Origin of the sequence: Collinsella sp. AF31-11, assembly GCF_003475605.1 — a bacterium.
Taxonomy (GTDB): Bacteria; Actinomycetota; Coriobacteriia; order Coriobacteriales; family Coriobacteriaceae; genus Collinsella.
In genome coordinates this window covers 148,558-166,825 of sequence record NZ_QRQS01000006.1, presented here as the reverse complement: position 1 = coordinate 166,825, position 18,268 = coordinate 148,558, and the positions used below count along the sequence as shown (strand labels likewise).

General features: G+C 61.3%; 14 protein-coding genes. 7 read left to right on the top strand and 7 right to left on the bottom strand.

Features of this window, described 5'->3' with window-relative positions; all coding sequences use genetic code 11:
• Positions 1 to 572: 572 nt before the first annotated feature.
• The 3 genes from ppk1 to DWZ22_RS10285 all read left to right on the top strand — a co-directional run bounded on the left by ppk1 (position 573) and on the right by DWZ22_RS10285 (position 4,909).
• A complete protein-coding gene (ppk1, locus tag DWZ22_RS05550; protein ID WP_233546457.1) occupies positions 573 to 3,026 on the top strand; it encodes a polyphosphate kinase 1 in 2,454 nt (817 codons plus the stop codon).
• Between the two features lie 86 nt (positions 3,027 to 3,112).
• Positions 3,113 to 4,441: a 23S rRNA (uracil(1939)-C(5))-methyltransferase RlmD gene (gene rlmD, locus DWZ22_RS05545; protein WP_118405633.1), complete on the top strand. Its 1,329-nt coding sequence runs from the start codon at positions 3,113 to 3,115 to the stop codon at positions 4,439 to 4,441.
• A 138-nt stretch (positions 4,442 to 4,579) separates the two neighbouring features.
• Complete coding sequence (locus DWZ22_RS10285) at positions 4,580 to 4,909, top strand: IS3 family transposase (RefSeq protein ID WP_197032199.1); 330 nt, start codon at positions 4,580 to 4,582, stop codon at positions 4,907 to 4,909.
• A 175-nt stretch (positions 4,910 to 5,084) separates the two neighbouring features.
• Here the strand turns inward: DWZ22_RS10285 and DWZ22_RS05535 are convergent, their stop codons facing one another.
• The 3 genes from DWZ22_RS05535 to DWZ22_RS05525 all read right to left on the bottom strand — a co-directional run bounded on the left by DWZ22_RS05535 (position 5,085) and on the right by DWZ22_RS05525 (position 9,098).
• Entirely contained in the window at positions 5,085 to 6,533 is a 1,449-nt protein-coding gene (locus DWZ22_RS05535) for a PTS transporter subunit EIIC (protein ID WP_118405632.1), read from the bottom strand.
• Between the two features lie 31 nt (positions 6,534 to 6,564).
• Entirely contained in the window at positions 6,565 to 7,995 is a 1,431-nt protein-coding gene (locus tag DWZ22_RS05530; RefSeq protein ID WP_118405631.1) for a 6-phospho-beta-glucosidase, read from the bottom strand.
• Between the two features lie 122 nt (positions 7,996 to 8,117).
• The gene (locus DWZ22_RS05525) at positions 8,118 to 9,098 is read right to left on the bottom strand and encodes an EamA family transporter (protein ID WP_118405630.1); all 981 of its coding nucleotides are present in this window, start codon (positions 9,096 to 9,098) and stop codon (positions 8,118 to 8,120) included.
• A gap of 500 nt (positions 9,099 to 9,598) precedes the next feature.
• Here DWZ22_RS05525 and DWZ22_RS05520 point away from each other — a divergent pair, with 500 nt between their 5' ends.
• From DWZ22_RS05520 to DWZ22_RS05510, 3 genes are all read left to right on the top strand, one after another.
• Positions 9,599 to 10,141 (top strand): DJ-1 family glyoxalase III, encoded by a 543-nt coding sequence (locus DWZ22_RS05520; RefSeq protein WP_117655326.1) that lies wholly within the window; start codon positions 9,599 to 9,601, stop codon positions 10,139 to 10,141.
• Positions 10,138 to 10,719, top strand: coding sequence for a nucleoside triphosphate pyrophosphatase (locus DWZ22_RS05515; RefSeq protein WP_118405629.1), 582 nt, complete (start codon positions 10,138 to 10,140; stop codon positions 10,717 to 10,719). Before DWZ22_RS05520 ends, DWZ22_RS05515 begins: the two co-directional genes overlap by 4 nt.
• A gap of 101 nt (positions 10,720 to 10,820) precedes the next feature.
• A complete protein-coding gene (locus DWZ22_RS05510; RefSeq protein WP_118405628.1) occupies positions 10,821 to 11,822 on the top strand; it encodes a P1 family peptidase in 1,002 nt (333 codons plus the stop codon).
• 362 nt (positions 11,823 to 12,184) lie between these two features.
• Here the strand turns inward: DWZ22_RS05510 and DWZ22_RS05505 are convergent, their stop codons facing one another.
• Both DWZ22_RS05505 and glf read right to left on the bottom strand, forming a co-directional pair.
• The gene (locus tag DWZ22_RS05505; RefSeq protein ID WP_118098994.1) at positions 12,185 to 13,216 is read right to left on the bottom strand and encodes a glycosyltransferase family 2 protein; all 1,032 of its coding nucleotides are present in this window, start codon (positions 13,214 to 13,216) and stop codon (positions 12,185 to 12,187) included.
• The gene (gene glf, locus DWZ22_RS05500; RefSeq protein WP_118405627.1) at positions 13,209 to 14,411 is read right to left on the bottom strand and encodes a UDP-galactopyranose mutase; all 1,203 of its coding nucleotides are present in this window, start codon (positions 14,409 to 14,411) and stop codon (positions 13,209 to 13,211) included. Before glf ends, DWZ22_RS05505 begins: the two co-directional genes overlap by 8 nt.
• Positions 14,412 to 14,642: 231 nt before the next feature.
• Between glf and pta the strand changes: the two genes are divergently transcribed.
• Positions 14,643 to 15,623, top strand: coding sequence for a phosphate acetyltransferase (pta, locus tag DWZ22_RS05495; RefSeq protein WP_117655322.1), 981 nt, complete (start codon positions 14,643 to 14,645; stop codon positions 15,621 to 15,623).
• A gap of 110 nt (positions 15,624 to 15,733) precedes the next feature.
• Here pta and DWZ22_RS05490 read toward each other — a convergent pair whose 3' ends face one another.
• Together DWZ22_RS05490 and DWZ22_RS05485 are read right to left on the bottom strand one after the other, a co-directional pair.
• Entirely contained in the window at positions 15,734 to 16,912 is a 1,179-nt protein-coding gene (locus DWZ22_RS05490; RefSeq protein ID WP_118405626.1) for an acetate/propionate family kinase, read from the bottom strand.
• A 162-nt stretch (positions 16,913 to 17,074) separates the two neighbouring features.
• Positions 17,075 to 18,253, bottom strand: a complete 1,179-nt coding sequence (locus DWZ22_RS05485) for an acetate/propionate family kinase (protein WP_117735248.1) — start codon at positions 18,251 to 18,253, stop codon at positions 17,075 to 17,077.
• Between the last annotated feature and the right edge of the window lie 15 nt (positions 18,254 to 18,268).

Sequence of the window (18,268 nt, the reverse complement as noted above, 5' to 3'; positions counted from 1 at the left end):
TGCAGACCTTTCGTCATGGCCTCCTACCTTTCTTTCGGGCCTTACTGGCCGAATGTATCAGCGCCCCTCCATATGGGACGCTGCTTGCTGACAGCTCTAGTTATATCCAATTTCCACCCGCAATTCCACCTCGCCCCCGAACGGTCAGCAAAGTACGATGAACGGTATATCGCATATGATTTCCCATGATGCACTTCAGTTTCGTAAAGCAGATTTTCCTAGGTAAACGTTATTTTTCTAAGAAATCAAGATTGAACACTCAAAGTTATCCATGATTCAAAATTGCATAGAGAAAACGGTTTTCTGCATATATATGACGCTTGTCCTCGATTCGACCTACATTCGATTATATTCAGCTTGCTATCATTCTTATTCATACATTCTCACCAGTTGAGTGAGGATATAGATCGCTTACTCAAGGCACCGGACGTAAGTGCTTCGGCTCGTCAGCGTTAGAAGTAGGTAAAGATACCGTTCGCGCGATACGCCCGTGCCATAGGTCGACTAAATTGAGACAATAGAGAACAGTGTTAGGCTACCGTCCCCTGTAGGGACTGAACGGACAGATGCATATGCCGAGCAAAATCGAAAAGAAGCAAGCCGCCGCAAAGCTGCGCAAACCGCCGCGCGACTTCTCGTATACGCAGAACCGAGAGCTCAGCTGGCTACGCTTTGATAACCGCGTGCTTGACGAGGCATTCGACGAGACCGTTCCTTTGTTCGAGCGTCTAAAGTTCGTGTCGATCTTCGAGTCCAACCTCGATGAGTTTCTCATGGTGCGCGTGGGCGGCCTGTCCGACCTGGCAGAGCTAAAAAAACAGCCTGTCGATAACAAGAGCAATATGACCGCCTCCGAACAGGTCGATGCCGTCATGGCCGAAATGCCCGGGCTCCTTACCCGTTGGGAGTCCATCTTCAAGAGCATCGAGGGCAAACTCGACGCCCTGGGCGTTCACCGCGCTCGCGTCGATTCGCTTACGCCCGAGGAGCGCACCTTTGTCACCCGCTACTTCCAGGCCTACGTGTCGCCGGTCATCTCGCCGTTGGTCATTGACCCGCGCCACCCCTTCCCCAACCTGCGCAACGGCGCACTCTATCTAGCTTGCGGACTGGACGGTGTCACGGACGAGGAAAGTCTGCTGGGCCTCATCGAGATTCCCGCCTCGATGAACCGCGTGGTCGAGATTCCCTCGCCCGCCGGCACCTACTCCCACATCTTGCTCGAGGACGTCATTCTTGCCTGCTTGGACAGCTGCTTTGGCTCCTATAAGCCGCTCGACCGCGCGCTCATCCGCGTCACCCGCAATGCCGATATCGACCCGGACGGCGAGGGCGTCGAGGAGGAAGAGGATTACCGCCAGCACATGAAGCGCATCCTCAAAAAGCGCTTGCGCCTGCAGCCGGTGGTGCTTGCCGTCTCCGGTTCGCTCGAGAAGGCGACGCTCAAGACCATCCGCAAAGCGCTCGAGCTTTCGCGCCGCTCGGTCTTTACCTGCGACATCCCGCTCAACCTGGACTACGTCTTTGGCATCGAGGGCAAAATTCCCGAGCACCTGCGCAACGAGCTGCTCTTTACGCCGTTTAAGCCGCAGCCCAACCCCACCATCGATATGACCCGCTCCATTCGCGAGCAGGTGCTGCAGGGCGACAAGTTGCTCTTTTACCCCTACGAAGCCATGAATCCATTCCTGGACTTGGTACACGAGGCCGCATACGACCCCGAGTGCATCTCGCTGCGCATCACACTCTACCGCGTGGCCAAGCAGAGTCGTCTGTGCGAGTCGTTGATTGACGCCGCCGAGAACGGCAAAGAGGTCACGGTGCTCATGGAGCTCCGCGCGCGCTTTGACGAGCAAAATAACATCGAGTGGGCAGAGCGTCTGGAAGAAGCGGGCTGCACCGTCATCTATGGCTCCGAGGGCTTTAAATGCCACTCAAAGATCTGCCAGCTCACCTATCGCGAGGGCATGGCGCTCACCCGACTCACGCTTTTGGGCACCGGTAACTTTAACGAGAAGACGGCCAAGCTCTACAGCGACTTTATGCTCATGACCGCCCATCCCGGGATCGGCGAAGACGCCAACCTGTTCTTCCGCAACCTGTCGCTGGGCAACCTGCGCGGCGACTACCGCTTTTTGGGCGTGGCGCCCGTCGGCCTTAAGCCACTCATCATGCGCGGTCTGGACCGCGAGATCCAACGCGCTCTCGCCGGCGAGCCCGCGCGCGTATTCTTTAAGCTCAACTCGCTCACCGACCGCGAGGTCATCGACAAGATCGCTGAGGCATCGTGTGCCGGTGTGCGCGTGGACATGATCATCCGCGGCATCTCGTGCCTGAAGCCCAACATTGCGGGCAAGACCGAAAACGTGCACGTACGTTCTATCGTCGGACGCTTCTTGGAGCACGCGCGCGTTTACGCCTTTGGCGTGGACTCGGACATGATCTATCTGAGCTCGGCCGACATGATGACGCGCAACACCGAGCATCGTGTAGAGATCGCCTTCCCCGTGCTCGACCCCACCTGCCGCGCGCTGGTGCACGAGTACATGGGCGTGCAGCTGCGCGACAACGTGAAGGCACGCAGCCTGACGAGCGACGGCACCTGGGTTCCCGTAGAGCGAAAAGAGGGTGAGAAGCCCTTTAACTCGCAGGAGTTCCTGTTGGAGCGCGCTTATCGCAACGCCGAGTCCGCAGCCGTGGCTTCGGAGCCCGTCGCCAAAGCAAAACCGGAATCCGCACCTGTTCTGGGCCCCAAGCCCAAGCCCCAGGCGGACGTTCCCAAGGTCCAGAAGGTCCAGGCAACCGTCATTGAACCCGACCTGGAATCCGAACCCGAGTCTGCGCCCCAGCCCCAGCCCCAGCCTCGGCCGCAGACCGTCAAGTCCGCGCCCCATGCAAGCGCCCACCGCGAGAAACCCGCCGGCCAGACCAAGGCCATCGAGCGCCATCGCCCCGGCCGCGTGCGTATGGGTCTGGGCCTGATCGGCTTAGGCCTTAAGACGCTCATTACCGGCAAGACGAAATAGACGTTTGTAGAAGCGCCCCGTATTTGAGGAATGCCTCAGGTACGGGGCGCTTTTCCCTGCTACCATGGTTGCGGACAACAACGCGAATGACAGGCAGGAATATGAAGCTCACCATAGAATCGATGACGTATGGCGCCGATGGTCTGGCGCACGCCGACAACGGCAAGGCCGTATTTGTGCAGGGCGCCGTGGCGGGCGATACCGTCGAGGTCGAAATCGTGCAGGACGGCAAGTCGTTTATGCGCGCCCGCGCCACCGAGATTCTTGAGCCGAGCCCCGATCGAATTCAGCCTCCCTGCCCCTTCGTGGACGTCTGCGGTGGCTGCTCGTGGGGCAATCTCTCGCGCACCGCTCAGCTTGCCGCCAAGGAGCAAAACCTGCGCTCCACGCTCGAGCGCATCGGCAAGTTCACCCCTGAGCAAGTCGACGAGCTGGTGCAGCCTATCCGCCACACCAAGGACGATTGGGGCTACCGCAATAAAATTGAGCTCGAACCGACCGTCGTTAACGGCCGCGTTCGTCTTGGCATGCACGGCGTCGATCCCAGCAAGATCGTGACCGTCGATTCGTGCCCGCTGTTCGAAAAGCGTTTTCCCAAGGCGCTCAAATCGGTCGTCGGCGCGCTTAACTATCTGAGCGGCAGCCACGACCTGGGCTTGGAGCGCGTGGGCATTCGCGCCTCGCGTCGCACCAAAGCGCTCGAGGTCGCGCTCTGGACGCCCACGGGCTCGTTCCCGCGCTCGCAAGTCTCGCGCGTGCTGGCAGACGCCGCACACCCCACGAGCATAGTGCGCGTTATGAGCAAGGGTGAGAAGAAGGCCCGCCGCGTCTCCAAGGTTGAGATGCTCGCCGGTGAGGGCTCCTGGACCGAGAACATCGCCGACGGCCAGATGCGCCTTTCGGCCCCGTCGTTTTTCCAGGTCAACACCAAGGGTGCCGAGATTTTGATCGAGCTTGTCATGGAGGCGCTCGACCCGCAGGAAGACGAACTTGCCGTGGACCTGTATTGCGGAGCTGGAACCTTCACCCTGCCGCTCGCCCGCCGCTGCGACTTTGTTGCCGCCGTCGAGGCCTACGGCCCGGCCGTGCGCGACTTGCGCCGTAACCTGGAGATCAACAAACTCGATAACGTCGATGTCATCGGCGGCGACGCGGTGCGCGAGTTCCCCGATCAGGACGCCGATGTCCTGGTGGTCGACCCGCCGCGTGCAGGCCTCGCCCCCGAGGCGATCGACCTTATCGCCAGCACGAGTGCTCGCGATGTCGCCTACGTGAGCTGCGACCCGGCCACCCTGGCGCGCGATCTCAAACGCTTTGTCGAAGAAGGCACCTTCTCCCCCGTAAAGATCACGCCAGTCGACCTGTTCCCGCAAACCTTCCACTGCGAAACCGTCGTCCACCTCAAGCGCAACTAGACTGTTTGCCCCAGACCACGCCCGATGATTTTTCTGGCACGGGGATAAAAATAGATTTGCTCCGAATGATTATTTAATCCCCGTCCAGAAATTGAACCGCCCCCTCATTTCTTGAACATTAGAAATGGGGGCTTCTTTATGGACGGGAGAGTCAGGCACGACGCCACGCTGAGGACTCTTGCAGCAGAGCTTTGCGACAGGGGGTGCGGGCGCGCCGAAGGCCAGCGGGAGGCCGAAGGGTGCCCGGACCCGGCCGGGGCCGGCGGCGTGCGAGGGCAAGCTCATGCGACGGAGCTGCTGCCCGGGCGCCTGAAGGACGAATTCTACAGGAGCCGGACGTGGCGGAGCTTCGAGGAGTTCAAGCGGGACCTCGAAGCCTATACCGTTCACTGGAACAAGAGGAGGCGGGTTAAGCAAAAGGGGCTGACCCCGGAGGAGTTCCGAAATCAGTCCCCATGTGCGGCATAGGCCGCTAATTGACCCGTCCAAGTATCGGGGCGCAGTTCATTTCAGCGCCGCCCGAGAAAGCTAAACGCCTTCTGGCAGGTTGTCCCGGGCCGAGGGCGGCCACCTTGATCGCCCTCGGCCCTCACCCACCTCAACTGCCCCTCAATTAAATAGAGCTGGTCGAAAAGGGCGCAGGCTAGCGGGTGCCTTCCTCATCGTCGTTGGGCCGGTAGGTGATGAACTCGATAACAAAGGCCAGGACGGCAGAGACGAGCGAGGCGATGATCGCGAAGATCATGTGGGAGATCCCGGCGCCACCAGGGGTCCCGTCGATAAAGTTGAGCAGGTTGAAGACGCCGAGGCCGCCCGAGATGTACATGAGAGCGCCAGTCATTCCCACGATGGCGCCGCCCACGGCGGAGCTCAGGCATGCCACGACGAACGCGCGCTTGTTGGGGAGGGCGATGCCGTAGATGCCCGGCTCGGTGACGCCGAAGAAGAAGGCGGAGATCATCGCGGGAAGGGCGATGCCGCGGAAGCGCTCGTCCTTGTTTCTGAGGTACATGGCAAAGATGACCGCTCCGAGCGCGAACCCGTGGCCGATGGTGGCGGCGAGCACGCTGTCGTGGCCGAGGGTGTTCAGATTCATGATGGAGATGGGGATGAGGCTCCAGTGGAAGCCAAAGATGACGAGGCACATCCACAGTCCGCCGACCAGGGCGCTGCCCAAGACGGAACCAACCACGGGGAGCTGGAAGATGAACGAGAATGCCGCGCTCAGCAGGTTGGTGATGAGGGTGGCCACCGGGCCGATGATGAGGTAGCCCAAAACGATGGAGACCGTCATCGTGGCGAGCGGGACAAGGAACATCTTGAGCGCAGCCGGCATCCAGCTCTTGAGCCAGCGCTCAAGGATAGAGCCGAACCACACCATGAGAAGGACGGGGATCACCGAGCTCACGTAGCCGGACACGGGCATGATGATGGGGATCCCGAGGGCGGTGGCGTACCACGAGAACGTGCCGGCCACGCCGAGGTCGATGCTGCCGAGCGCCTCGCCCGAGGTCAGGGCGACCATCGTCGGGTAGAGGAGCGCCACGCCGATTGCCACACCGGTGAACTCGTTCATGCGGAACTTGCGCGCGGCACTGAACGCCAGGGCGACGGGAAGGAAGTAGAAGAAGCCGTCAGCCACGGTGTAGAGCAGCGTGTAGAGGCCGTCGTTTGCAAAGTCCGGGACGAAGTAGGTGATGAGGGCAAGCAGTCCCTTCATGATGCCTGCGGCGGCAAGCGGTCCCAGGATGGGCTGGAAGATGCCAGAGATAAGGTCGATGATGACGGAGGCCACGGTCTTCTCGCCCTGGGGCTCGTCGTCGGCGCTTGCGCCGCTCGAGAAGTTGCCGGCCTCCAGGACCGCGTCGTAGACGTCCTCGACGATGTTACCCACGACCACCTGGTACTGGCCGTTGGCCTGGATGACCTGGATGACGCCCTTGAGGGCCTCGATCTTGGCCGTGTTGGCGCGGGACTCGTCCTTGAGCTTGAAGCGCACGCGCGTGATGCAGTGCGCGACGCTGGCGACGTTCTCAGCGCCGCCTACGTTCTCGAGTATGGATCTGGCCAGGTCGTCGTATTTTTCAGCCATTATTTTCTCCTTAGTGATATTGCCCGGGCGGCTAGCCCAGGTCGCCTCCGTTGGTGGCGATGGCCTGTTGATACCAGTAGAAGCTCTTCTTGCGCCTGCGCTCGAGCGTGCCGTTGCCCAGGTTGTCGCGGTCCACGTAGATGAAGCCGTAGCGCTTCTCCATCTCGCCGGAGCCCGCGCTCACGAGGTCGATCGGCCCCCAGGTGGTGTAGCCGAGCATCTCGACGCCGTCCTGCTCGATGGCATCGCGCATGGCCTCGATGTGCTCGCGCAGGTAGGCGATGCGGTAGTCGTCCTCGATCGTGCCGTCGGGAAGCACCTCGTCATAGGCGCCGAGGCCGTTCTCCACCACAAAGAGCGGCTTCTGGTAGCGGTCCCAGAGGTCGTTGATCGTGATGCGGAACCCCAGCGGGTCGATGACCCAGCCCCAGTCGCTCGTGCACACGTAGGGGTTCTCCACGCCGGCGAAGGCGTTGCCCTCGGCGACGCCGCCCACGGAGTCGGGGTCGCCCGCGGTGCAGCGCGAGGAGTAGTAGCTAAACGAGATGAAGTCGACGGTGTTCTCCGCAAGGATGCGCTCGTCCTCGGCGGTCATGCCCACGTCGATGCCCTCGCGCTCAAGCATCTTGAGCGCGTAGCCGGGGTAGTGCCCGCGTGCCTGCACGTCCACGAAGAAGAGGTCCTCCTGGTTCTTGACCTGCGCTGCGCGGACGTCCTCGGGACGACAGGAGTAGGGGTAGTAGCTTCCCGCGGCGAGCATGCAGCCTACCTTGTTCTCCGGGTCGACCTCGTGGGCGATCTTGGTGGCCCAGGCGCTCGCCACGAGCTCGTTGTGCGCGGCGCGGTACTCGGCCTCGCGGGCATTCTCCCCGGGCTCGAGGACGAGGCCGGCACCCATGAAGGGACGGTGCAAGATCATGTTCATCTCGTTGAACGTGATCCACCAATGCACGAGGCCGCGGTAGCGGTTGAAGAGCACCTTCACGAGCCGCTTGTAGAGCTCGATGAGGGCGCGGTTTCGCCAGGCGCCGTACTTCTTGACGAGGTGGATGGGGCAGTCGAAGTGCGTGATGGTCACGAGGGGCTCGATCCCGTGCTCGCGGCAGCAGCGGAACACGTCCTCGTAGAAGGCGAGCCCGGCCTCGTTGGGCTCTTCCTCGTCGCCATTGGGGAAGATGCGGCTCCAGGCGATGGAGAGGCGAAAGACCTTAAAGCCCATCTCCGCGAAGAGGGCTATGTCCTCGCGGTAGTGGTGGTAGAAGTCGATTCCCGTCTGGGCCGGGTAGTAGTACCCGGGCTCAAAGTCGAGCATGCGCCTCAGACCGCGACTTACGTCGTTGCGCTCCGACCCGTGTGGGATGACGTCGACATTGGCAAGGCCGCGGCCGTCCTCGTCATAACCTCCCTCGCATTGGTTGGCAGCGGTGGCTCCTCCCCAAAGGAACCCTTTTGGAAATGGCATAGTGCCTCCTTCTCTCTGGCGCCCCCATCTCTGCGGGGGACGCTTTATAACGTCCTTGCGACCTCACGCGCCGGGCCCGTGGCCCTTTCCCTGATGCGCGCGGGCCGCCTGTGAAGGGGTGACTAGCTGACGGCTTGTCCTGCGGCGGCGCGACGTGCCTCCCGGCCTCCAAGCAGGGAGGGGACCCGTGCCAGGCACACGCCGGCGAGGATGATGGCGACGCCCAGCCACTCGACGACGCCGAGCGGCTCGCCGAGGACGATCATGGCGATGAGCAGGCCGGCGGGGAGTTCCGCGGCGGCCATGACAGTGGAGAGGCCTGCGGGCAGGTGCGGAGAGCCCATGCCGAAGAGCAGGACCGGGCAGAGCATGCCAAAGAAGCCGGCGATGACAGCAAAGGGCAGGATGCCCTGGGCGAGGACGCCCGAGACGACGTAGTCCGGGCATACCGTGAGTGACATGACCACGGAGCCCGCGCACACGATGACGCCACGCTGCTCGGACGAGCAGGGGGCCTCGACCTTGCCGGAGAGGGTGACAAAGAGGGAGCAGGACACGGCCGCCCCCAGCGCGCAGAGCAGGGCCACGGGGTCGTACCCGGTGATGCCGGCCTTGTAGACGCCGCTGGCGAACACCGTCCCGAAGACGATGACCAGGGCGGAGGCCACTTGGAGGAGCCTTGGCGGGCGGCGCGTCATGACGGTCTGCCACACGAGCCCCAGCCACGTGAACTGGAAGAGGAGCGTGAGCGCCACCGGGGCGGGCAGCACGCTCATGGCGTAGCAGTAGAGGATTGAGGTGAGGCAGGTGAGGACTCCCAGGCCCATGAGCTTGAGGGCGAGCTTCCAGCCCACGCGCTGCCAGCGGTGCCCGAGTGCGTGCCCTGCGAGCGTGGCGAGGGCGAAGAAGAGGCAGCCGAGCCACGCTTGGCTCGCCACCACCTGTGCCGAGGTGAAGCCCGCGGCGTAGGCGAGCTTGTAGGTCGTGGCCATCGCGCCGTAGCAGGCGCCGCCCGCAAAGACCTGGAGCGCCGCCTTGGCCTGTCCCGCGCCCGTGGCTCCTGCCCCGGCGGCCTGTTGCTTGATTGTGTTTGTTCCTGCCATTAGGCTCCCTTCCGTCTGCTATCTTGCAGACGCACGTCTCGTGCGTCTGTTCCCTGCAGTCGGAAGGTGGGCTCGTGCGGTCTTCTGGCGGTGCATGTGGCACCTGCTGCCAAGACGAAAAAAGCCACGCAACCGACTGCTCGGTTGCGTGGCAAAAAGGTGGCTAGCGCCCAGAAAAGTCCACGCGTTTTTAGACTGGGACAGAGTACTACAACAGGTGAGATTCCGTCAAGAAAAACCGAGGAAAAAAGTGAGCCTCTGCCCGCCGTACCTGTGGCGGTCGTTCTCCGAACGAGGCGGTGCTGTTGGGGACTGTCTCGATCTGTAACAGTTGGGGCTAGTTTTGGTCGATGGATGTTACAGATTGAGATTGTTGAGGATGGGTGGGGGTAGCTAATTCGGACGGGGCTATTTTAAACATTGGGAAATCGAGCGTGGCAAGCGGAGGTCTTCGGGGTATAAGACGGCTAATTGTATGCCGCCTTACGAAAGGAACTCTCATGCCCAGCGTTGCCGTTCTCGCCGCCGATGGCTTTGAAACGATTGAATGCCTGACCATGGTCGACGTCATGCGTCGCGGCGGCGTGCGCGCCACGCTCGTCTCGATCATGCCCACGCGCGAGGTCGTGAGCTCGCTGCAGATTCCCGTGACTTGCGATACCCTCTTTGACGAGATCAACTTTGACGAGTACGACTGCGTCGTGCTGCCCGGCGGCCTGCCCGGTGCCACCAACCTGCGCGCCGACCAGCGCGTCTGCGACGTAGTCTGCGATTTCGCCGCGACCAAGCACGTTGCCGCCATCTGCGCCGCCCCGTTTATCCTGGGCGAGCTTGGTCTACTCGAGGGGCGCCGCGCCACATGCTTCCCTGGCTTTGAGAAAAGCTTCCCCGAAGGCGCCTATACCGGCGAGAAGGTTACGCAAGACGGCAACATCATCACCGCCAGCGGCATGGCGCAGTCACTCCCCTTTGCCCTTGAGCTGCTGCGCACGCTCGCCGGCGACAAGGCCGTCGAGAAGGTTGCCGAGGGCATTCAGCTATGATTTTGGCTTCGCAATCATCGCGCCGCATCGAGTTGATGCGCGAAGCGGGCTATGACATTCGCGTGATTCCAGCAGATATCGACGAGACGCCTTTTGATGGCGAAGCTCCGCTTACGCTCGTCGAGCGCCTGGCACGCGCCAAAGCCGCTGCCGTCGCCGCTGAACACGCCGAGCCCAACGAGCTGACCGTCGCTGCCGATACTATCGTCACGTTTGACGGTAGAATTTTGGGCAAGCCCGCAAATGAGGACGAGGCGCGCACCATGCTCCGCGAGCTTTCGGGCCGCACGCACCAGGTGGCGACCGGCGTCTGCATCGTCAAGGCCGGCGACGCCACGGCTCCGCACGCCGCCGAGAGCCTGTCCTTTGTCGATGTGACCGACGTGACGTTCTACGAGCTCAACGACGAACAGATCGAGCACTACGTCGCCTCGGGTGAGCCCATGGACAAGGCCGGCGCCTACGGCATTCAGGGCACAGGAGGACGCATGCTCGTGCATGATATATCGGGCGACTTCTATAACGTGGTGGGCCTACCCATCGCTCGCGTCGCGCGCGCGATTAAAAAACTCTCGTAATTGCACCTGGCGCTGGGTATCCCCCAGCGCCTACAATTTTGGCGTACCGTACGGATCCCGACCGGGCACATGGCGCGGCGGAAAACCGATAGGAGTTAAACATGGATACACTGCTCGAGGCCATTGACGTCTGCGATGTCGATGGCTTTTGCTATGGCAACTATACGGACGAGGAGGCCGGCACCGGTTGCACCGTAATCGTGGCACCCGAGGGCGCCACCGGCGGCGTTGACGTTCGCGGCGGTGCTCCAGCATCGCGCGAAACCGACCTGCTGCGACCCGAGAACACCGTCGACAAGGTCCACGCCGTCTGCCTTTCGGGCGGATCGGCCTTTGGTCTGGAGGCCGCAAGCGGCGTCGCCCGCGAGCTCGAGAGCCGCGGCATCGGCCTTCCCGTCGGCCCCACGCAGGTGCCTATCGTGTGCTCCAGCTGCATCTTCGACCTCGCCTTTGGCGATCCCACCGTGCGCCCCGACATAGAGGCCGGCATCGCCGCCGTGCGCGAGGCACTCGACAACACCCCCACCACACTCGAGCAGGGCAATGTGGGCGCCGGCACCGGCGCTACCGTAGGTAAGCTCATGGGCCCCGCCACCTGCATGAAGGCCGGCCTTGGCACTGCCGCCGTGGCGCTCGGTCCCGTTAAGGTAGGCGCCGTGGTTTCGGTCAACGCCTGCGGCAACGTCGTCGACCCGACCACGGGCGAGTGGGTGGCAGGCATGCGCGCAGCAGCCGATAGCGACCAGATCATCGATATGGAGCTCGCCGCTTTTGCCGCCGCCGGCTCTATGCAGATGCCGCTCGACCGCACCAACACCACTATCAGTTGCATCGTCACCAACGTGGAGCTCACCAAGGCCCAGGCCACCAAGGTCTCCCAGATGGCAGCAGACGCCTACGCGCACGCCATTCGCCCCACGCATACCACCAACGACGGCGACACCATCTACACCCTCGCCAGTGGCAAACTGGGCGCCCAGGCAAGCGCCGCCATTCCCCTAGACCTGCTGGGCATGCTCGCCGTAAGGACGCTGGAAACCGCCATCGCAAACGGAGCCAAAACCGCCAAAACCTCCCACGGCATCCCCGGCGCCGCAAAGTAAACTAGCTCGTCCGGTTGCCCGGTGGGGCTTGGTTATGTTTGCTGCTCTACAGTCCTGGCTCGCACGAAGAGCACATTAAGTGCTCTTCGGCTCGTGCGGAACTCGCGACAAACATAACCAAGCCCCACCGGGCAACCTACTCAACCAGATCCCTTTCAGCCCAGGCCCCTGTGTACCGCGCGTCCAAGATCTTCAAATTCAGCCGTCTGACATAAAGCGAGACATAGCAGAGGACCCCTGGTCCTTAACTTGATACGAGTTCCGCACGCAAAGGAGGCGCCAGTGGCGCCTCCGTCTTGCGCAGGACTGTCCGAAGTAGCAAGTTAAGGACCAGGGGTCCCCGTTACCCGAGCGTTTCTGCCCTAGTTGAATTTGAAGATCTTTGAGGCAAGACGGTATAGGCCGAGTGTGGTTTTGTCCCCGGCCCGTCCGCGCAGGTTGGTAAAGAAGCCGACCACGCCGTAGCGCGCACGACGATACATGCGCTCGTCGTAGGACTTCAAATCGCCCCACAGCGTCTTCAGGCGCTCATCGGCGCAATCCTCATCGGAAAGCTTGGTAAGCACCGAGCAAATCGCCATCATCATGGTGAAGTAGCCCATCATGTACGAGCGCAGGCGCGACGACTCGACATCGCTGTACAGGTGGAACGATTCCATCATGATGCGCGTAACGCGGAACTGCTGGTCCAGGCGTTTAACCATCGTCGCCTCGTTAACGCTCTGGCCCTCGCGACCGATAAAGTAGCGGTAGAGGTCGATGTCGGCGTAATAGATAGTCTTGCAACGCGGCAGCGGCACGTAGGCGTAGATGTTGTCCACATAGAACGTGTGCGGCGGCATGGGAAGGTTGGACTCGCGCAGTACATCCGTGCGATAGCACAGGCTGTGCATGAGTAGGTTCTGGTCCAGGCGGAAATGACCGATCTGGTCCCAGGTAAAGATCTTTTTGCGCGGCAGGGCAAACTTGTAACCGATAGCGGTATGCGTGCCCTCGTAAACCTTCTCGTACACGTAGTTCGAGATAAACAGGTCCACGCGCTGGTCGCGCTCCTCAAAGCCGCGCAGGATCGAAAGCATGGTCGAAAGGGCTGCGCCGTCGAGCCAGTCGTCCGAGTCGACAACCTTGTAATAGGTGCCCTGTGCCTCGCGCAGGCCCGAAAGGACGGCGATACCGTGGCCGCCGTTCTCCTGATGCACCGCGCGGATAATACCGGGGTAACGCGCCTCCCACTCGTCGGCCTTAGCGGCCGTCTCGTCCTTGGAACCGTCATCGACGATGATGATCTCGATATCGGTGGCGTAATTGCTCCCCTCCAGAATAGAGGTGATGCAATGGTCCATGTCCTTGGCGGCGTTATACGAGGGAATACCGAATGTAATAACTTTATGCATGGCAGGCGATAATCTCATCCGATAGGTCGAGGGCGGAGTTGGTCACAGCATCCATATCGTAGTAGCGATACTCGGCCAGGCGACCAACTGGGTGGAAGTTCGTCAGGTTCTGGACGCGCTCAAGATAGCGCTCGTAGAGCTCACGGTTCTCGGGCTCCAGGATGGCGTAATACGGTGTCTCGCCCGAGCCGGGCGTATAGGCCTTGGAGTACTCCTTCATGATGGTGGTCTTGCCGGGCAGGACCTGACCGGTCATGTTCTTGAACTCGGTAATGCGCGTATAGTCCTCGCTCGTGGTGTAGTTGACGGTGCCCACGGGCTGGAACTGATCCAGATCGAGCGTCTCGAACTTCATGTCGAGTGTGCGGTACGGCAGCGCGCCCAGGTCGAGGTTGAACAGCTCGTCGAGCGGACCGGTGTAGACGATCTCACCACCATAGACCTTGCCGTCGATCTTGACGGTGGTCTCGTTGATTTCAAAGAGGTCACGGGCGTCTACGTCACAGAACACGTCGATCAGATCGTGATCGAGCATATGCTCGAACAGCGCGGTATAGCCGTCCTGCGGCATGCCCTGGAAAGGAGCCTGCGGGAAGTAGCGGTCATCGTCGCCCACAAAGACGGGAACGCGGCCGGTGATCGAGGGATCGATCTGGTCGGGTGTCTGGCCCCACTGCTTCATGGTGTAATGCAAAAAGACGTTCTCGTAGACGTAATCAGCGACCTCGGCCAAGTCGGGGTCGTTCTTCTTACGCAGCTCCATAATGGGCACCTTGACATCCTTGCCAAAGGTCTCCACGAGCTTCTGATACAGTTCCTCGCCGCGCTCGTCACCAAAGGCGAGTTTGAGACTCGCATGGTTGAAGGGCACGGGCATAAGGGTGCCGTTGATGTTGGCGAGCACCTTGTGCTGATAATCCGTCCACTTGGTAAAGCGCGACAGGAAATTGTGCACGCGCTCGTTAAAGGTGTGATAGATATGCGGACCGTACTCGTGGATCAGGATTCCGGCCTCGTCAGTGCAGTCATAGGCATTGCCCGCAATGTGGCTACGGCGCTCCAAAACGGCAACACGATAGCCGATGGTCTCGGCAAGACGGCGGGCGCAAACGGCACCGGCATATCCAGCACCGACGACAATCATGTCGTACGCGCCGGCGTTAAAGCCTTCAGGCAGGCCTGAGGTAATCTGCATCGATACTCCTTGTCAAAAGCCACGGGCTCGTTAGCTGGGCTTTTCTCGAACATTCTTCGAGACATATTTATCAGAGCGATTATAGCGCTAATGCGTCCTATAATGAGCTTGCCACACAAGGAAAGCTCAAGCACCGCGGCGTACAAATTTGAAAGGTAAACCCGCTAGCAGCGGGTTTATTCGTGAACAGCCGGGCGCCTGGAGCTTAGTGAAACGCTTGTAAGGAGTAACATGAGCGATTTCCTTAACCGTATGAAGTCTGCCGCCAAGGCCGACCTTAAGACGATCGTCCTGCCCGAGGGCGAGGATCCGCGCACCATCGTCGCGGCCACCAAGATTATCGAGGAGGGCCTGGCAAAGATCGTCATCCTGGGCAACCCCGACGAGATCAACGTTCCCGGCGCCACCGTCATCGATCCGCGCAATGCCGAGAAGCACGAGGAGTACGCGCAGAAGTTTGCCGAGCTCCGTGCCAAGAAGGGTGTCACCATCGAGCAGGCTCGCGCCCAGGTGATGGACGCCACCTACTTTGGCACCATGATGGTCAAGATGGGCGACGCCGACGGCTTGGTCTCCGGCGCCTGCCACTCCACCGCCGACACCCTGCGCCCCGCGCTGCAGATCCTCAAGACCGCCCCGGGCACCAAGCTGGTCTCGGCCTTCTTCGTGATGTGCACCGACACCCCGCAGTTCGGCACCGACGGTACGCTGATCTTCGCCGACTGCGGCCTCAACATCAACCCGTCCTCCGACGAGCTCTCCGAGATCGCCATCGCCTCCGCTCACTCCTGGTCCACTTTTATGGGCAGCGTCGAGCCGCACGTGGCCATGCTCTCCTACTCCACCATGGGCTCCGCCGGCGGCGAGGTCGCCAAGAAGGTCCAAGAGGCCGTGAAGTTCTGCAAGGAGAAGGCCCCCGAGCTCGCCATCGATGGCGACCTTCAGCTTGACGCCGCCATCGTTCCCACCGTCGCCCAGCTCAAGGCTCCCGGCTCCTCCGTTGCCGGCAAGGCCAACGTGCTTGTGTTCCCCGACCTCGAGGCCGGCAACATCGGCTACAAACTGGTCCAGCGCTTCGCCGGCGCCGACGCTTACGGCCCTATCCTGCAGGGCATTGCCAAGCCGGTTAACGACCTTTCGCGCGGCTGCTCTGCCGACGACATCGTGGGTGTCGTGGCCATCACCGCCGTCCAGGCTCAGATGGCTGAGTAGCGGACGTATCCCACCGAAGGCCGCAAAGCTTGGGTCGTCGTCCTTCTGCCAACAAAAAGGCCTCCGGAGCCGTTTGCTCTGGAGGCCTTTCATTCAATTGCAAATGAGCGCTAGTTGTTCGCGGTCAGGCGCTCGACGTCGTGGGCGATCATGTATTCCTCGTCGGTGGGGATGACCATGACCGTGACGGAAGAGCCGGCGGCGCTGATGACCTGCGGGCCGTTGCCCACGGCCTCGCGGTTCTTGTTGTTGTCGATACGCACGCCCAGCCACTCAAAGCAGTCGCAGAAGGCCTTGCGGATCGACCAGTCATTCTCGCCGATGCCGGCGGTAAAGGTAATGGTGTCCACGCCCGCCATGGAGGCGATCATGGAACCGGCCTGCTGCATGGCCTTATAGGCGAACATATCGAAGGCGAGCAGGCAGCGCTCGTCACCCTCGGAGGCGCGCGTACGGATGTCGCGGGCGTCGTTGGAGATGCCCGAGATGGCAAGCAGACCGGACTGCTTGTTCATCATGTCATCGACTTCCTGGTAGGTGTAGCCGCCCTCGCGCTGGAGGTAGCACACGGTGGCCGGGTCGATAGAACCGCAACGGGTGCCCATCATCAGACCGTCAAGCGGCGTGAGGCCCATCGTGGTATCGCGGCACACACCGTCCTCGATGGCGGCAAGCGAGGCGCCGTTGCCCAGATGGCACGAAAGCAGACGGTGGCAGCGCGCACCCAGGATCTCCTTGGCCATCATCCACTCGTAACGGTGGCTCGTACCGTGCGCGCCATATTTGCGCACGTGGTACTTGTCGCACACGTCCTTGGGCAGGGCGTAGGTGTAGGCGACCTCGGGCATGGTCATGTGGAACGAGGTGTCGAAGACGGCCACATTGGGCAGCTCCGGATACTTCTCGCGGCAATATTCGATTGCCGCGGCCTCGCCGTAATTGTGCAGCGGGGCGAGCGGGGCCACCTCAAGGATCTTAGCCATGACCTCATCGTCGACGACCGCGGAATCATCGAAATGCCAGCCACCCTGAACGATACGGTGGCCGATGCCATCGATCGTAAAGTCGGTCTTCTCGAGCTCCTCGAGTACGCGCGCAATGGCCGAGCGATGATCGGGGAAGGGAACCTCTTCGGTCTGCTTGGCGCCACCGTTCTCGGCGTGACCAAAGCTGCCCATGTCCGAGCCGATACGCTCGCAGTTGCCCTTGGCGAAAACCTCGCGGGTATCGGTATCCAAGAGCTGATATTTAAGGCTTGAGCTGCCGGCGTTAACAACAAGTACGTTCATGAGACTCCTTTGCAGTGCAATACGGTCGGCATGCCCCTTAAGGCGGCCGTATGTTAATAAGAAGTTATCATATCTTGATAAATAGCTATCATGCATATCGCCCAACGAGCACAAAAGAGGGGCCAAACGGCATGTTGCTGTCCAGCCCCTCCCCTCTTGCAACTACTTGGCGTTGACGATGCGCTCGACGTCGGAAGCGATCATGAACTCCTCGTCCGTGGGGATGACAAAAATCTTGACCTTGGAATCCTTGGCGGACAGGCACCAAGCGCCGTCGCCGCGCAGGGCATTGCGGGCATGATCCATCTTGACGCCCATAAAAGCCAGACGATCGGCCACGCCGGCGCGAACGGCCGGAGCGTGCTCACCGATGCCGGCGGTAAAGACCAGGGTGTCCATGCCACACATGGAGGTGGCCATCTCGGCGGCCTTGGCGGCAATCTTGTAGACGAACATATCGAAGGCGAGCTGAGCCTCGGGGTCGCCAGCGGCGGCGAGCTCCTCGACGTTACGGCAGTCGTTGGTCTTGCCGCCAGTCACGGCCATGAGGCCGGACTTCTTGTTCATCATCTCGTCGACCTCGTCAAAAGTGTAGCCACCCTCGCGCTGCAGGTAGCACACGGTAGCCGGGTCGATGGAACCGCAGCGGGTACCCATCATGACGCCGTCGAGCGGCGTCAAGCCCATGGTGGTGTCCATGCACTTGCCGTCTTCGATGGCGCACAGAGAAGCGCCGGAGCCAATGTGGCACACGACGACCTTGCGGGCCTCGCCGTTGGTCATCTCGGCGACCTTCTTGGAGATGTAACGGTAGCTGGTGCCGTGAGCGCCATACTTGCGGATGTGCAGCTTGTCGCAGACGTCCTTGGGCAGGGCGTAGGTGCGGGCGACCTCGGGCATGTTGAAGTGGAAAGCGGTGTCGTAAACCGTGACGTTGGGCAGGTCGGGATACTGCTCCAGGCAGTACTCGATAACATTAGCCTCGGGGTTGTTGTGCAGCGGGGCGAGCGGGGCAACCTCGCGGATCTTGGCGAGAACGTCCTCGTCGACGAGGGAGGAATCGCCAAAGTACCAGCCGCCCTGAACGATGCGGTGGCCGATGCCCTCAATCTTGACGCCGTTGGCCTCGAGGTCCTTCAGGACGACCTCGATGGCGACCTTGTGGTCGGGGAACTCGATGTTCTCGGTCACCTTCTTGGAGCCGTTGGCAGCGTGGGTGAAGGTGCCGCCGGTAAAGCAGACGCGCTCGCAGGAGCCCTTCGCGGACACCTTATGGGACTTGGTATCGATGACCTGATACTTAAGGGTCGAAGATCCCGCGTTGACGACCAGAACGTTCATGTGTCTCCCTACTAA

What these genes read in the sequence shown, in the direction of transcription:
- ppk1 (WP_233546457.1), top strand. Translation starts at nt 573, where the DNA reads ATGCCGAGCAAAATCGAAAAGAAGCAAGCCGCCGCAAAGCTGCGCAAA.
- rlmD (WP_118405633.1), top strand. Translation starts at nt 3,113, where the DNA reads ATGACAGGCAGGAATATGAAGCTCACCATAGAATCGATGACGTATGGC.
- DWZ22_RS10285 (WP_197032199.1), top strand. Translation starts at nt 4,580, where the DNA reads ATGGACGGGAGAGTCAGGCACGACGCCACGCTGAGGACTCTTGCAGCA.
- DWZ22_RS05535 (WP_118405632.1), bottom strand. Translation starts at nt 6,533, where the DNA reads ATGGCTGAAAAATACGACGACCTGGCCAGATCCATACTCGAGAACGTA.
- DWZ22_RS05530 (WP_118405631.1), bottom strand. Translation starts at nt 7,995, where the DNA reads ATGCCATTTCCAAAAGGGTTCCTTTGGGGAGGAGCCACCGCTGCCAAC.
- DWZ22_RS05525 (WP_118405630.1), bottom strand. Translation starts at nt 9,098, where the DNA reads ATGGCAGGAACAAACACAATCAAGCAACAGGCCGCCGGGGCAGGAGCC.
- DWZ22_RS05520 (WP_117655326.1), top strand. Translation starts at nt 9,599, where the DNA reads ATGCCCAGCGTTGCCGTTCTCGCCGCCGATGGCTTTGAAACGATTGAA.
- DWZ22_RS05515 (WP_118405629.1), top strand. Translation starts at nt 10,138, where the DNA reads ATGATTTTGGCTTCGCAATCATCGCGCCGCATCGAGTTGATGCGCGAA.
- DWZ22_RS05510 (WP_118405628.1), top strand. Translation starts at nt 10,821, where the DNA reads ATGGATACACTGCTCGAGGCCATTGACGTCTGCGATGTCGATGGCTTT.
- DWZ22_RS05505 (WP_118098994.1), bottom strand. Translation starts at nt 13,216, where the DNA reads ATGCATAAAGTTATTACATTCGGTATTCCCTCGTATAACGCCGCCAAG.
- glf (WP_118405627.1), bottom strand. Translation starts at nt 14,411, where the DNA reads ATGCAGATTACCTCAGGCCTGCCTGAAGGCTTTAACGCCGGCGCGTAC.
- pta (WP_117655322.1), top strand. Translation starts at nt 14,643, where the DNA reads ATGAGCGATTTCCTTAACCGTATGAAGTCTGCCGCCAAGGCCGACCTT.
- DWZ22_RS05490 (WP_118405626.1), bottom strand. Translation starts at nt 16,912, where the DNA reads ATGAACGTACTTGTTGTTAACGCCGGCAGCTCAAGCCTTAAATATCAG.
- DWZ22_RS05485 (WP_117735248.1), bottom strand. Translation starts at nt 18,253, where the DNA reads ATGAACGTTCTGGTCGTCAACGCGGGATCTTCGACCCTTAAGTATCAG.